The organism is Bacillus cereus group sp. BcHK124 (assembly GCF_027712065.1).
Taxonomy (GTDB): Bacteria; Bacillota; Bacilli; order Bacillales; family Bacillaceae_G; genus Bacillus_A; species Bacillus_A pacificus.
The window spans coordinates 1-15,855 of the sequence record NZ_JAQFPJ010000041.1; the positions used below are offsets into that span (position 1 = coordinate 1).

Here is a 15,855-nt window from a genome sequence, read left to right on the forward strand (position 1 = left end):
AGTTAGTTTGTCTAGCATCATAAAATAAAAATTGACGTTTCACGTTGTTTGTTTCGTTCAGTTTTCAAAGAACTACTCGGTCGCTCATTTGCGACTTCCTTATGTTAACATTTTCATTTTTTGATGTCAACTAAGTTTTTTAATTTCTTTTTGTCGTTTTCTGCGTTTCTGCATCAGCGACGGTTATTAATATATCATGCAGTACATAAAGGGTCAATACTTTTCATAAAAAAAATTCACATCCCGTTAAAACTTTAAAATCATGTTCCAAAAGCCATTATAGCTTCCCTTCATCCTACTCCACATTTCATATCTTATCACTCTATCACATTTTTAGACGAGTGAAAATTCTAAATTTTATGTTATATTATTATTATAGGAGCGTGGTGAGAATGGGCATTAAATATTCGAACAAAATCAATAAAATCCGGACCTTTGCATTAAGTTTAGTATTTATCGGTCTCTTTATTGCATACTTAGGAGTCTTTTTTCGTGAGAACATTATTATTATGACAACATTTATGATGGTTGGCTTTTTAGCTGTTATCGCTAGTACTGTCGTTTACTTTTGGATTGGTATGTTATCTACTAAAACTGTACAAATTATTTGTCCAAGCTGCGATAAACCTACAAAAATGCTCGGTCGTGTCGACGCATGTATGCATTGCAACCAACCTTTAACAATGGATCGAAATCTAGAAGGAAAAGAATTTGATGAAAAATATAATAAGAAGAGCTATAAGTCATAAGTATATACGGAGACAATGCATCCTTACAAAAATAAACATGAAAAGGTGATTTCTTAACCAAGAAATCACCTTTTGTATTTATCCTTAATTAAATCCTCCACTGAACATTTTAAATCATTCTGAACCTAACGTAATTCCCATATATAATAAAGAAAGAGGTTGACGTAAAGCCGTCAGCCTCTTTCTTTATTATATATTACGCCTTATGACACTCTGGACAAACGCCATAAATTTCTAAGCGATGACTATTAATAACGAAGCCTGTCGTTTTCGCAGCTTCCTCTTCAAGCTGTTCCAAACCTCCATAAGGAAAATCAACAATCTTACCACATTTTTCACAAATCACATGATAATGTTGACTTGTAACATAATCAAATCTACTTGAAGCGTCTCCATAAGTTAATTCCTTTACAAGTCCAACCTCTTTAAATACACGCAAGTTATTATAGACAGTTGCAACACTCATATTTGGAAACTTACCTTCTAATGCTTTATAAATTTCATCCGCTGTTGGGTGCGTCATAGATTCCACAAGGTACTCTAAAATAGCATGACGCTGTGGAGTAATGCGTACACCCGTATTTTTCAGCATTTCTAGCGCTTCTTTTAATTCTTCTTTGACCACCGTCATGCACCCCGATTCTATACGGATTATTATTTTATAATTCTTATAAAGAGTGTACTCCTTTTCTTATAAATCGTCAATATTTCTACTATAAGTATGTGGTTTATTTTTGTATATAGCCTTATTCTTATGTATCTTTCCCTATTTTTTATGCATTTACAATAGAAAAAAAGTGCGACATAATCGCACTTGGAATACTATCATCTGAGGAGGTATGCCCTACACTTCACTTTATGTAAGACAATAAAATATGTATAGACACTCGCCTTACTTCTATATATTTTATCTCCACAATGGATTTACTTTATATAAGAAAGAACATCTTCAACATGTCCCTTCACTTTCACTTTACGCCACTCTTTTACAAGCTCACCGTCTTTATTAATAAGGAATGTAGAGCGCTCAATTCCCATGTACTCTTTCCCAAAGTTCTTTTTCAACTTCCAAACATCATACAATTCCGCCACCTTATGATCTTCATCTACTAAAAGTACAAATGGAAGTTCATGCTTCTCAATGAACTTCAGATGTCTGTTCGCTGAATCAGGACTTACACCAAGAATAACTGTGTCCTTCTCTTGAAATAATCCATATGCATCTCGAAAATCACATGCTTCAGTTGTACACCCTGGAGTCATATCTTTCGGATAAAAATATAGAACTACATTTTTACCACGAAAATCAGCTAAGCGAACTTGTTCCCCGTTACTTCCCTCTAATGTAAATTGTGGAGCCATTTCTCCTACTGTGATCATTGTTATCACTCCTACTCTTTTCTTTTACTATAACAAATGCTTCCTTATTTTTCATTGTCTATTACAGACCTCATTACAAAAGCAAACGGTAATGTATATCCAATTAGCGCTTCTCCAATCGCAATCCACCGCCCAATTCCAATCGGAGATATGTCACCATATCCAACAGACAATAAAGTAACTGCGCTAAAATACAAACAAATTTCAACCAGTTGAAAAGAGTGAGCGTTTAAGCTTTCTCCATCCTCTTTCAAAACTGCAAAACCCATTTCCTCTAATACAACGTAACTTAATCCAAATGCAATCAATACTGTTGTATAAATCAAAAATAATGTAGCTAAATTATACAGCGAAAAAAAACGCGTTGAATCCGAATAGGAACTCCATAATAATTGGACACTCCTCAAAATAGCAATTGCTGCAATTAATAGAATAAATCCCCATAACATGTCCTCCACCTCATTTTATATGTATGAGACAGCCATTAGATTTATCCCTTAGAAACGAACGAGCTTTTATAATTAATTCCCTGCACCACGGTACCTTTTTACCCCTTGATTCCAAAGAGTAATTGCAATCGTAAAACAGATAACACCAACGAGCGGTGTTGCAAATGCATAGCTATTCCACTCTGTTTTCCTTAAAAAGTACGCTGCTGGATACACTCCGACAAACGCAAATGGTAGGACAAACGTTAAAATAAAGCGAATCACACGGTTATAAATATTAACAGGATAGCGGCCATAATTCCCTATGTTATACATTAGCGGCATAATCGAACTTTTCGCGTCCGACCAAAAACCAAGGCTTGCAAGCGTAACAAATATCCCTCCGTATACAAGTGCGCCCCCTCCTACCATCAACAAGAATAAGAAGATATCGTACCAGTAAAAAGATAATTGCAACTCCACTGCTGCGTAGCCCATTACAATCATTCCCGTAATCGCTCCAATTAAAGATTCAAGCTCCATTCTCTCTAATATAATTTGAAATAAACTATGAATCGGTCTCGTTAATATGCGATCCATTTCTCCTTTAATAATGTAACGATCATTAAAGTCCCATATGTTAAAGAAAGCTGAGAAAATGGCAAACGGCACTAAAAAGAAACCATAAATAAAGATGACTTCTTCTCTACTCCAACCTTTTAATGCTTGCGTATGTCCAAACACAACAAGAATAAAGATTAAATTAACAGCCTGTAGTGATAAATCAGAAAGTAACCCAACGATAAAATCGCCCCGATACTCCAATTTTGTTTTTATATATTGACTTGCATATTGCAAAAATAGTTTTATATATATCATCTCATCATCCCCCTTGTACAATTAGACGTTTTCTCGCCGTTCTCCACATGAGTACAATCGGAATAATAAGTACAATGGCCCAAATTACTTGGAATAATAATGCCTCATACAATTTACTTCCTTGTATACCTTCTGAGAAAATCATACTCGGAATATAACTAATAGCCTGAAACGGTAAAAACATCATTGCCTTTTGGGCCCATAACGGATAAAAACTAATTGGTAATAATAGACCTGAAAACAAATCAATAACAACACGTTTTGCATACATAATTCCGCTATTATTAAATAAGAAGAATGTGAGCATTCCCGTCATTAAATTAATTTGTGTATTAATAATAAAACTAAATATTAAAGATAAGAAGAAATATAACCACGTTTGAAAGTTCGTTGTAATTTGCAATGAAAATAATAAGGTAACGATGACCATACCCGGAATTGAAAAGAAGGCAAAGCGAAATATTCCTTCACCAAGACCTTGCATCACTTTCATCCCTAAATAGTTATATGGACGTATCAGTTCTACCGCTACACGTCCTTCTTGAATCTCCATCGCAATTTCCCTGTCTATATTATTAAAATAAAAAGCACGTGCCATCCACGCAATTGCGATATACGTAGTCATTTGCGAAATAGATAAACTTTCAATATTCTCTTTTCCGCTATAAATTGCTTGCCACAAAAAATAATATGCGCCGATATTAATTGTATAAATTAAAATCCCGCTATAGTAGTTTGTACGATACGCAAGCATCATTAAAAAGCGAATTCGAATCATTTCAATGTACTTACCCATGTTTAATACCTTCTTCATAAATGTTACGAATAATTTCCTCTGTAGACACTTCATTAATTTTTAAATCTTTAATTTGAAAGGCTTGTACCACTTTAGAAATAAGCATTGAAATAATAACTTCTTCATTCGGGATTTTGGCAATCCACGCGTTTTCCTCTTTCGCTTTCGACCAAACGACATGACTATCTGGCATAACCATTGATAAAGCCTGATAGGAAACTGGTGCGACAAACTGAAAATGTATTTCTTTCTCTGCTCCCCACTGCGTACGAAGATTATTTAAAGAACCGTCATACATAATATTGCCTTCATCCAGCATGATAACGCGCTCACATAAAGCTTCAATATCAGTAATATCATGAGTTGTTAATAAAATCGTTGTTTTATAACGTTCATTCATTTCTTTTAAAAATTCACGTATTTTCAATTTCACAAGTACATCTAACCCAATTGTTGGTTCATCTAAAAATAATAACGGCGGATTATGAATTAATGCTGCCGCTAATTCACAACGCATTCTTTGACCTAAAGATAGCTTTCGAACTGGCTTATCTAATAAAGGACCAATATCTAACGTTTCGATCACGTGCTCCATATGTTCTTTATACTGAGCGTCTGATACACCGTACACTTTTTTTAATAAACGAAACGATTCTTGTACGGCAATATCCCACCAAAGCTGTGAGCGTTGCCCGAAAACAACACCAATCGTTCTTACAAATTCTTCCCTCTGCTTATGCGGATTCATCCCGTTTACTAAAATGTCTCCTGATGTCGGAGTCAAAATCCCCGTAAGCATTTTAATTGTCGTTGATTTACCAGCACCATTCTCACCGATATATCCAACCATTTCACCTTGTTTCACAGTAAAAGATACATCATTTACTGCTGGTACTATTTTATAATTACGATTCAATAAATCGCGAAATGCACCCTTTAAACCTGGACGACTTGAATAGGCTGTAAATTCTTTACGTAACCCTTGTACCTCAATTACCGATTTCATAACCGGACCCCCTTCCTAAATGTCACAACGAATAGTTTACCCAACTGCCTTCTCTATCACAAACAATACGTCTTTTCGAAAAACATGTTAGAATAATACATAGATTTTTGTAAGGAGATGAATGGTAGTGAAATTCACAAAATCAGAAGCATTACATAAAGAAGCTTTAGAACATATCGTTGGCGGTGTTAATAGTCCTTCTCGTTCTTTTAAAGCAGTTGGTGGCGGCGCTCCTGTTGCTATGGAACGTGGAAAAGGTGCTTATTTCTGGGATGTAGACGGAAATAAATATATCGATTATTTAGCAGCATACGGTCCTATTATTACTGGACATGCTCACCCGCACATTACAAAAGCAATTACAACAGCTGCTGAAAATGGTGTACTTTACGGAACTCCAACAGCGCTAGAAGTAAAATTTGCAAAAATGTTAAAAGAAGCAATGCCTGCATTAGATAAAGTCCGCTTCGTAAACTCTGGTACTGAAGCTGTAATGACAACAATTCGTGTCGCTCGCGCTTACACAGGCCGCACAAAAATTATGAAATTCGCTGGTTGTTACCACGGTCATTCTGATTTAGTACTTGTAGCAGCTGGATCTGGTCCTTCTACACTAGGAACTCCTGACTCAGCGGGTGTACCACAAAGTATCGCTCAAGAAGTTATTACCGTTCCATTTAATAATGTAGAAACTTTAAAAGAAGCATTAGATAAATGGGGACATGAAGTAGCAGCTATTCTTGTAGAACCAATCGTTGGAAACTTCGGTATTGTAGAACCAAAACCTGGCTTCCTTGAGAAAGTGAATGAACTTGTTCACGAAGCTGGTGCACTAGTAATTTATGATGAAGTTATTACTGCTTTCCGCTTCATGTACGGTGGTGCTCAAGACTTACTTGGCGTAACACCAGACTTAACAGCGCTTGGTAAAGTTATTGGCGGCGGACTTCCAATCGGTGCTTACGGTGGTAAGAAAGAAATTATGGAACAAGTTGCCCCTCTTGGACCTGCATATCAAGCTGGTACAATGGCAGGAAATCCTGCTTCTATGGCATCTGGTATTGCTTGTCTAGAAGTTCTTCAACAAGAAGGGCTTTATGAAAAATTAGATGAACTTGGTGCAATGCTTGAAAAAGGAATTTTAGAACAGGCTGAAAAACATAATATCGATATTACATTAAACCGCCTAAAAGGCGCTTTAACTGTATACTTCACAACAAATACAATTGAAGATTACGATGCAGCACAAGATACAGACGGAGAAATGTTCGGTAAATTCTTCAAACTTATGCTGCAAGAAGGAATTAACTTAGCACCTTCTAAATACGAGGCATGGTTCTTAACGACAGAACATACAAAAGAAGATATTGAATATACAATTGAAGCTGTAGGTAGAGCATTTGCCGCTTTAGCAAACAATAAATAATCCCGTCATTAAAAGGAAAAAAGAAAGCACACCTTTCTTTTTTCCTTTTTTCTATTTCATAAATCCCTTATTAATAGTATAATTATTCATAATTATCTGTTTAATTTTATTTTATATCCTTACTATCTTTGTATACAAGGCTGCTCACGCCTCGAATAGTAAGATTATTCAAACTTTCATAAGAGGGGGGATTGACGGATGCTCAATAAAACAAACACATGGACACCGTCTTTATTTCGAGATTACAAAAATGCAGAACACGATGCGTGTGGAATCGTTTCCGTTATGGAGAAACGAAAAATTCCTACAAAAGAAAATATTGACCTTTGCATACAATCGCTCGTCAAAATGAATCATAGAGCTGGTTTCATTAATGGCGAAGGTGATGGAATCGGTATTCACATTGATGTACCAAAAGCACTTTGGAATGAAAAATTAAAAAGTAGCGGATATAATCCAACGATCGTGGATCATCCCCACTTTATCGTTGGACATTTTTTTCTAAACAAAAACGAAAATATAGTTAATTTAAAAAATCATATTCGTACACAACTAAACAACGAAAACTTTGCAATTCTTTTCGAAAGTGATGATGTAATAAACTCCGATGCACTCGGTCCACTTGGTAAACAAGAAGAACCTTTATTTTGGCAAGTTGCTCTTATCGCAGAAAATGAAGTTACAAATATTGAGCAAACATTATTTACAGTAACGATAAAAATAGAAGAAAATGAAGCGATTCATGTTGCTTCCTTAAGTCGTGATCACGTTGTATATAAAGTTCTCGGTGCTGGTGATACACTTGTTGCCTATTACAATGATTTACAACACCCACTTATTGCTTCAACTATGACACTAGGACACAATCGCTATTCTACTAATACATTATCTAACTTCTTTCGTGTACAACCATTTAGTATCCTCGGACATAATGGTGAAATTAACACAATTGCAAAATTACGCGATCAAGCTGAAATGATTCACGTTCCACTTACTGCTGGGGGCAGTGACTCCCAAGATTTAAACCGCACCTTAGAAACTCTACTTGTTCAATACAACTACAGTTTATTTGAAGCAATGGATATACTATTCCCGCCAATTATTAATGAAATTAAACTTTATGAACCACATTTACAAGATTTATATACGTATATACGTGAAGCATGGGGCCATTTTGCACAAGGTCCAGCTGGCATTATTTCACGTTATAAAGATGAAGCTGTTTTCAGCGTGGATTCCCTTGGGCTACGACCAGTATGGAAAGTAGAGACAGAAAGCTCTTATATTTTCTCTTCTGAACCTGGAGTTGTATCACCAACTGAATATGTAGCAGAACCAAAACCACTCGCTCCAGGGGAAAAAGTCGGACTAAAGTGGAATGAACAAGATGAGCTTGTTCTTTATGAATATGACAAATACCAAGCTCAAGTATATGACCGTTTTAAAAAACGAGTGGATACTAAAGATTATCATTTAAACTTATCTACTCCTGAAACGAAAGAAATCCAAGGATTATGTGATTCTATGCAAGTTGAAACAAAACAATACGTTGCTTTCGGATGGGATCGTGAACATATTCAGCTTCTTGAACAGATGGCAACAAAAGGCGTTGAGCCAATTCGCTCACTTGGGCATGACTCACCACTCGCTGCACTCGATACTGATAGACGAAATATCGCTGACTTCATTAAGGAAAGTGTAGCTGTCGTTACAAATCCAGCAATCGATCGCGATCGAGAAGTTGAACACTTCTCCACACGAACGATACTTGGCAAACGTCCAAGTTTATTGGCTGGTGCTAAACAGCCATTTGTAGTTGAGATGCTTTCCCCAATCATTTTAGAAGGAAGTGTAGCACAATCTATTGTAGAAGAATTACACACAATTACGTACGAGCAACTTATACAACTATTCAATACTCATAGCTCTATCGCTACAATCTCTGCTACATTCAGTCAGGCAGAAACTTTACAATGTGCCTTAAGTCGAATTAGTTCTGAAGCGATAACAGCCGTGAACGATGGAGCTTCCCTATTATTAATAGACGATGCTGATGCTCACCTAAATGGACGATTATGGATTGATCCGCATTTAGTTACCGCGAAAGTACATCAAGTATTAAGCGAAAATAAATTACGCCGAAACTGCTCTCTCGTTATACGTTCTGGTGCCCTTCGCTCCTTACACGATATCGTCACACTGTATGGATTAGGAGCAGATAGTATCAATCCATATTTACTATTTGCAACCGTAAATGATGGGACAAAAACACCAATTACGAATTTATATCATGCACTTAATAAAGGACTGGAAAAAGTCATTTCAACAATTGGAATTCATGAATTGCGTGGTTACGGTCGCCTCTATTCTTCTATCGGGTTACATGAAGAAATCGCAAATATATTGCAAATTACAAATTTCTTAGGTTCAAATGATTTAGCTTTTTCTCTTGAATCACTTGCTGAAGATGCACAAATGCGAGCTAACGATTATAACAATCCTAAAGTTAGAATGCGAAAATCTTTTCATATATTCCCGCGAATTTGGAAAGCAATCGGCGATGTTGCAAAGGGAAACTCTTATGATGATTACCGTGAAAAATTAAGTGAATTAGAAGAAAATAACCCAATCGCAATTAGACATCTTGTTCAAACGAAAGAAACAAAACATGTCGTTCCGGCTGAAGAAGTGTCCATCAGTATTCAAAATCATGATTTACCATTTATTATTAGTTCCATGTCATTCGGTTCTCAAAATGAAATTGCCTTTCGTGCATATGCAGAAGCAGCCGATCAGCTAAATATGATTAGTTTGAACGGTGAAGGCGGCGAAATTAAAGATATGATTGGAAAATATCCACATACACGTGGACAACAAATCGCGTCCGGACGATTTGGCGTAAACGCCGAACTACTCAATTCATCAAACTTAATTGAAATAAAAATTGGGCAAGGTGCCAAGCCTGGTGAAGGCGGACATTTGCCAGGTTCAAAAGTAACAGCCAAAATCGCCGAAGCGCGTAATGCTACAATTGGCTCTGATTTAATTTCACCTTCTAACAACCATGATATTTATTCCATTGAAGATTTAGCTCAAATGATTACAGAAATTAAAACGGCTAATCAGCTTGCGAAAGTAGCTGTAAAAGTCCCTGTCGTCCCTAACATTGGAACAATTGCTGTTGGTATCGCAAAAGCTGGTGCTGATTTTATTAACATTAGCGGATTTGATGGTGGTACAGGAGCTGCACGTATTCACGCATTGCAACATGTAGGGCTTCCTGTAGAAATTGGTGTGAAAGCCGCTCACAATGCTTTATTAGAAGCAAATATGAGACATAAAGTAGAAATTTGGGCTGATGGTGGTATTCGAAGTGTGAATGATGCCTTGAAAATTATGCTCCTTGGAGCAAACCGCATTGGATTTGGTACATTATCCATGATTGCAATCGGCTGTACAACTTGCCGCGGATGTCATCTAGATACTTGTCACGTTGGAATTGCAACACAGATTGAATCTGAAGCTCAAGCGAAAGAACACGGATTACGCCGCTTCGTCCCGCGTGAATTAGAAAGCGCCGTGGCTGGATTATTACATTTATTCACTACTTTTGGCGAAGAACTAAAACGATTAACAGGAAATCTCGGCTATACAAATTTACAAGAAATTGTCGGGCGTTCCGATTTATTAAAACAAGTTCGAGGCAAAAATTTATTAAACTTATGTAATTTACTACAAACGATAGAACATCCATCTAGTACAAAAACAGAACACGTACTAGAAAAACAATTTGAAACAATTCATTCCCCCCATTCAAAAGAATTAGTGGGCGTTGGCGTAGAACAACGCGTTATGGGTGGTCTAGAATCTTGTTATCGCGTTCGTAGTAAATTATATGAAGACACGAAGCTTGAACCACTTACATTAAAGTATACGAATGGCTCGATTCCTGGAAATGGATTAGGTGCTTACAATAGTGAGAACTTATTTATACACGTAAATGGCGGCGCACAAGATGGTATTGGTAAAACCTCCTTTGGTGGTGGTATTTATATAACGAAAGCAAAAGGAAAAGACGGTCTATATTATAACGGTTCTGTCGGAAAAGGTTTTGGATACGGTGCACAAAAAGGGGCGCTATACGTTCAAGGTAACGCTGATGCTCGCGCTGGCATTCGCCTCTCTGGAGCAGACATGATAATTGGCGGACGCATGATAAAGCCACTCCGTGAAAAAGAGCAAGGGAATATAGGAGCATACTCTAATATTAAAGGTTTCGCTTTTGAATATATGACAAATGGGCGCGCTCTTGTTTTAGGGGATCCTGGTCCATGGATTTGCGCTGGTATGACTGGCGGTGTTGTTTATTTACGCCATGATTCAAGCTTAGGTTTAACAGAACAGGCCTTAAAAAGAAGAATCGCAAAAGGAGCAAATGTTACATTACAACCACTTAGTAAAAATGGTGTGCAAGATGTGACCGAGTTATTACTAGATTATATCCGTGTATTAAATGAACATGAGCAATACGAGGAAGTTGCTTTATTGACACCGTTACTCGATGATATGCCGCAACAGTTTTTTGAAATCATCCCGAAAAAAGAGCAGGCTGATCCATCTATCTCAACAGAGTGATATGCCTATTTTTCATCTTCAAGAAAAAAATTGACGAAGTACACTTCTCATAGTAATCTATAGTAACAATTTGAAACCTGCTGAAATTCAGCAGGTTTTTTTACTAAAAATTGATGTTTAAAAAGAATTAGGAAAAAGTATAAAATGAATCTTAATTTCTTATTAACGTCACTAAAATATCACTTGCTAACATATTGTAATGAATGTATAGTATCATGTTGTACATTCATTATGACAAGAGAAAGGATCTTATTAAGGGTATGAAACTTGGTGCTCGCATTTTAAAAACGGGTATTGCCATCACATTAGCTTTATTTGCTTGTATTTTACTTAACTTACCGAGTCCAGTATTTGCGGGAATCTCAGCTATCTTCGCTGTTCAACCGTCTGTATACCGTTCGTATTTAACTGCACTTGAACAAATTCAAGCAAACGTCATTGGTGCGGTATTCGCTATCGCATTCGCTACTGCTTTTGGACATAATCCTTTTATTATTGGATTAACATGTATATTAGTAATTGCTCTTACATTGCAATTACGATTAGAAAACACAATATCAATTGCTTTAGTAACAGTTATCGCTATTATGGAGTATCAAGGTGAAGATTTCTTTAGTTTTGCCTTACTTCGATTTGCGACGATTATGGTTGGAATTATTGCGGCTTCACTTGTAAATTTAGTGTTTATGCCGCCAAAATACGAAACAAAGTTATATCATCGCATCGTTGATAATACAGAAGAAATTGTAAAATGGATTCGAATGAATAGCAGGCAAGCTTCTGATTTTACAACATTAAAAACTGATATTGATCGTATGAAAGAAAAAATGATCAAACTAAACCATTACTATTTGCTGTATAAAGAAGAAAGAAGCTATACGAAAAAAGTAAAGTTCGCAAAAATTCGTAAGCTTGTTTTATTCAGACAAATGTTAGCGACGACAAGTCGTGCTTTAAGTACATTAAAATCATTACATCGTACTGAAAACGAACTGCGCTATATGCCAGAAGAATTCCAGGAATCTATTCAGAATGAACTTGATTCATTAACACATTATCATGAACAAGTTTTATTAAAATTTATTGGTAAAGCAAAAAAACAACAATCTGTTGAAATGCTTGATGAAGTTGAAACAGGTAAACAGGAATTAATTGATATCTTTATGGAATATCAAAACAAGGATGATGAGGAAGCATATAAAACATGGCTACATCTCTTCCCTCTTATTTCTGCTATTATTAACTATAGTGAAGAAGTAGAGCATTTAGATTTACTTGTGGATAGCTTCTACACATACCATAAACCAGAAGCAGAACTCAAAATCGACGATAAAAAAGAAGACGAATAAAAAACAGCTCCTTTTACGCTAAAGGAGCTGTTTCTGTTATATGTTGAAGTTGATATAAATTGTAATAAAAACCTCTTTTTTTCATTAATTCTTCATGAGAACCTGTTTCTTTAATTTCACCATCTTCAATGTAAATAATCGTATCCACATGCGTAATCGTCGCCAATCGATGCGCAATTATGATCGTCGTTCGATCAGCAGCTAACGTTTGAAGCGCCTCTTGAATATATCGTTCATTTTCTAAATCCAAAGCGGAAGTCGCCTCATCTAATATAAGTAACGATGGATTCTTTAAAAACACGCGTGCAATCGCTACACGTTGCCTTTGCCCACCAGATAACTTCACACCGCGTTCCCCGACGACAGTATCATAACCATCAGGTAACTCAATAATAAAATCATGGATTTGCGCAGCTTTGGCAGCTGCAATTACTTCTTCCTCTGTAGCTTTCGGATTCCCATATAAAATATTTGCCCCGATTGTATCGCTAAATAACAAATTATCTTGCAGTACAATTCCAATATGACTACGTAAATTTCTCATATCATACTTTCTAACATCTATCCCATCTACATAAACTGCGCCTGAAGAGACATCATAGAAACGCGGGATTAAACTAGCAAGAGATGACTTCCCTCCCCCACTCGCTCCTACAAGTGCTACCTTCTCTCCTGGCAACATAGTTAACGAAAGGTTATGTAATACCTCTTTTTCATCCGAATTGTAACGAAAAGATACATTATCAAATATCACTTCACCATTTAATTTTTTCGTTTGTACCGCACTTGGGACATTCACAATATCATATTTTTCATCCAACAGTTCAAACACTCGATCCATCGATGCGAAAGACTGTGTTAATGTCGTAGAGGAATTAACAAGGCGGCGAAGTGGACTATACAAACTATCCATATATCCAACAAAGGCAACCATAGTTCCTAATGTTAACTGCCCCTGAATCACTTCATACGCTGCAAAACCGATCACGAGTAGCGGCCCTAAGTCTGTTAACGTATTTACTGCCGAAAATGTTCTCGCCGTCCAACTCGTATGCGTTAACGCTTTCGTCAAAAATTCATTATTTCTTTTTTCAAATTGCTTCCCTTCATACTCTTCTAATGCAAAGCTACGTGTCACTTGCATCCCTTGAATACGTTCATGTAAATACCCTTGCATCGTTGCTAACGCTTGTGAACGCTCTTTCGTCAATTTTCGAAGACGCCCGAAAAAATATTTCACTGCCACTACATAAATAGGTAAAATTAATAGCGCAACAAATGTCAATTTTATATTCATAGAAAACATAACAATAATAGCAATAGCAATTGTTGCCGTATCTAACCAAACATTCATCAAACCAGTAATTACAAAATCCTTCGTTTGTTCTACATCATGAATGACACGTGAAATAATCTCCCCTGTTTTTGTATTCGAATAATAACGTAAACTCAACTTTTGTAAATGGCCAAAAATATGTTTTCGCAAATCATATAGTATTGTATTTGCGATACGCTGCGCAAAATATTGACGATAATATTCAATCGGCGGTCTTAACACTGCAAAAATAAAAAAAGCAATCCCAATCGCTGTTACTAGTTGGGACGTCTTATCTTGAAATGACCCTCCGCCCTGAATAACATCATCAATAATATACTTTAATAACCACGGCATAATGAGCGGGATGCCGAATTTAACTAGACCAATCATAATCGTAATAGCAATAAGCCATCGATATGGTTTAACAAATTGCAAATATCTTTTTATACCTTGCACATAATCCCCCCTCTAATAGGACAAACCTGCGGGGAAATCCCCTGCAGGTTTGTTTTAATTTCTGTACATTAAATATCTCTCATACCACATATCTACAAAGTCTGGTGCGAATGGCCCTTTTCTTTGATGAATCCATTGTGTTAGTTGTGCTACATTTCGTTTTAAAATCGTATCAATTACAGGTGGATATTGCATAATTTGACTATGTTTTTCATATTCATCTTCATCTAAAAGTGTATATGTCATATCTGGATACACTTTAATATCTAAATCATAATCAATATACTTTAACGCTTCAGAATCATATGCAAAAGGTGAGCTTAAATTACAATAATAATATACGCCCTCTTCCCTTAACATTCCAATCACATTAAACCAGTAGTTTGCATGAAAATAACAAATTGCTGGTTCACGAGTAATCCATGTTCGGCCATCTGATTCTGTCACTACTGTACGATCATTTGCTCCGATTACAAGACTTTGTGTCCCTTTTAAAATCGTTGTCTCTTCCCACATTCTATGAATGGAGCCATTATGTTTATAACTATGTATTTGTACTTTTTCTCCTTCTTTGGGAAATCCCATATATGCTCCCTTCCTTCAACTGCAAATGCCCTTTGAACTGCATTCACTTTTTTTCTATTATAACTTTTTTGTCGAAATTTTAAAACTAAAGCAATAAGACTCTATGTTTCACACTGAATACCATATCCATAGTCTTTCTTAGGGAGCGGGGCCAAACGAGGAACGGAGAATAAAGTGAAACTTTAATCAGTGGGGGTCTTACTGCCCATTAAAGTGGGATAAAAAAAGTCCTTCCTCATTTCCATGTACAGAAGGACCTTTCACCTAAAGGCAACAATATATCTTATCCTAAATTTGAAATCATTTTTTCAGTTTCAAAAGATTGAATCACACTATTTGTTTGCTCTTCAAATTTCTCATGTAATAACTTAAGTGCTAATTCTGTTCTATATATTTCTTGGCGAATAAAATGTAATTCCTTTTTATCGCACGTATCCTTTTCGCTCATTTCAATTTGCTGATACTTCTCTAGGTGAGCTTGTAACTTCAACAACTCATCCATCGTTTCCAATTGCTCTCCTACCAACTTATCAAAATCGTTCATTACTTACCCCCTTTTGGATTTATTTATCAGTTATTATTTCCTCATTACATATTTCTAATCTTTAACTTCCTTCTCCTTTGACTACATTTGTTGACTTATTAGAAGTTATGTCGTTCGTTTTATTTTCATTACCATGACCAAAGCACAAAGAAAACACTTCTCCCGAATTAGAGAAGTGTTTTTCTTTCATTACTGATTTGAACTAGAAGATTGTGATTGTTTTGCAGCTGATTGTGCATTTTGTTTTTTCACAGCATGCACGTCTGTTTCAGTTGCAAATTCAGTACCATAACTAGCGTTTGCA

Annotated in this window: 14 protein-coding genes; 4 read left to right on the top strand and 10 right to left on the bottom strand. The window is 36.1% G+C overall.

The window, feature by feature from the left end; translation table 11 throughout:
- Nucleotides 1-392: 392 nt before the first annotated feature.
- Nucleotides 393-749, top strand: coding sequence for a YgzB family protein (locus PDK19_RS26715; protein WP_000511742.1), 357 nt, complete (start codon nucleotides 393-395; stop codon nucleotides 747-749).
- 196 nt (nucleotides 750-945) lie between these two features.
- Here the strand turns inward: PDK19_RS26715 and perR are convergent, their stop codons facing one another.
- The 6 genes from perR to PDK19_RS26745 form a co-directional block, all read right to left on the bottom strand.
- Nucleotides 946-1,374 (bottom strand): peroxide-responsive transcriptional repressor PerR, encoded by a 429-nt coding sequence (gene perR / locus PDK19_RS26720; protein WP_000237834.1) that lies wholly within the window; start codon nucleotides 1,372-1,374, stop codon nucleotides 946-948.
- Between the two features lie 299 nt (nucleotides 1,375-1,673).
- Nucleotides 1,674-2,129, bottom strand: coding sequence for a thioredoxin-dependent thiol peroxidase (bcp, locus tag PDK19_RS26725; protein ID WP_270708197.1), 456 nt, complete (start codon nucleotides 2,127-2,129; stop codon nucleotides 1,674-1,676).
- 44 nt (nucleotides 2,130-2,173) lie between these two features.
- On the bottom strand, nucleotides 2,174-2,578 hold the full coding sequence (locus tag PDK19_RS26730) for a potassium channel family protein (protein WP_000964350.1): 405 nt from the start codon (nucleotides 2,576-2,578) through the stop codon (nucleotides 2,174-2,176).
- Nucleotides 2,579-2,650: 72 nt separating this feature from the next.
- Nucleotides 2,651-3,436, bottom strand: a complete 786-nt coding sequence (locus tag PDK19_RS26735) for an ABC transporter permease (protein ID WP_000639354.1) — start codon at nucleotides 3,434-3,436, stop codon at nucleotides 2,651-2,653.
- A gap of 4 nt (nucleotides 3,437-3,440) precedes the next feature.
- Nucleotides 3,441-4,232: an ABC transporter permease gene (locus tag PDK19_RS26740; RefSeq protein ID WP_000521517.1), complete on the bottom strand. Its 792-nt coding sequence runs from the start codon at nucleotides 4,230-4,232 to the stop codon at nucleotides 3,441-3,443.
- Nucleotides 4,225-5,238 (bottom strand): ABC transporter ATP-binding protein, encoded by a 1,014-nt coding sequence (locus PDK19_RS26745; protein ID WP_000843645.1) that lies wholly within the window; start codon nucleotides 5,236-5,238, stop codon nucleotides 4,225-4,227. The genes PDK19_RS26740 and PDK19_RS26745 overlap by 8 nt, the downstream gene beginning before the upstream one ends.
- 121 nt (nucleotides 5,239-5,359) lie before the next feature.
- Here PDK19_RS26745 and hemL point away from each other — a divergent pair, with 121 nt between their 5' ends.
- From hemL to PDK19_RS26760, 3 genes are all read left to right on the top strand, one after another.
- On the top strand, nucleotides 5,360-6,664 hold the full coding sequence (gene hemL / locus PDK19_RS26750) for a glutamate-1-semialdehyde-2,1-aminomutase (RefSeq protein WP_000260535.1): 1,305 nt from the start codon (nucleotides 5,360-5,362) through the stop codon (nucleotides 6,662-6,664).
- Between the two features lie 198 nt (nucleotides 6,665-6,862).
- Nucleotides 6,863-11,299: a glutamate synthase-related protein gene (locus PDK19_RS26755; RefSeq protein WP_100634462.1), complete on the top strand. Its 4,437-nt coding sequence runs from the start codon at nucleotides 6,863-6,865 to the stop codon at nucleotides 11,297-11,299.
- A gap of 260 nt (nucleotides 11,300-11,559) precedes the next feature.
- Entirely contained in the window at nucleotides 11,560-12,648 is a 1,089-nt protein-coding gene (locus tag PDK19_RS26760; RefSeq protein ID WP_000765784.1) for an aromatic acid exporter family protein, read from the top strand.
- Nucleotides 12,649-12,661: 13 nt separating this feature from the next.
- On the opposite strand, the gene PDK19_RS26765 is transcribed toward PDK19_RS26760, so the two are convergent.
- From PDK19_RS26765 to PDK19_RS26780, 4 genes are all read right to left on the bottom strand, one after another.
- Nucleotides 12,662-14,422: an ABC transporter ATP-binding protein gene (locus PDK19_RS26765; RefSeq protein WP_001161622.1), complete on the bottom strand. Its 1,761-nt coding sequence runs from the start codon at nucleotides 14,420-14,422 to the stop codon at nucleotides 12,662-12,664.
- 54 nt (nucleotides 14,423-14,476) lie between these two features.
- Nucleotides 14,477-15,007: a nucleoside tri-diphosphate phosphatase gene (ntdP, locus tag PDK19_RS26770; RefSeq protein WP_000506628.1), complete on the bottom strand. Its 531-nt coding sequence runs from the start codon at nucleotides 15,005-15,007 to the stop codon at nucleotides 14,477-14,479.
- 283 nt (nucleotides 15,008-15,290) lie between these two features.
- Complete coding sequence (locus PDK19_RS26775) at nucleotides 15,291-15,551, bottom strand: YgaB family protein (protein ID WP_000997582.1); 261 nt, start codon at nucleotides 15,549-15,551, stop codon at nucleotides 15,291-15,293.
- Between the two features lie 189 nt (nucleotides 15,552-15,740).
- A partial coding sequence (locus PDK19_RS26780) for a gamma-type small acid-soluble spore protein (RefSeq protein WP_154698486.1) occupies nucleotides 15,741-15,855 on the bottom strand: 115 nt, incomplete at its 5' end.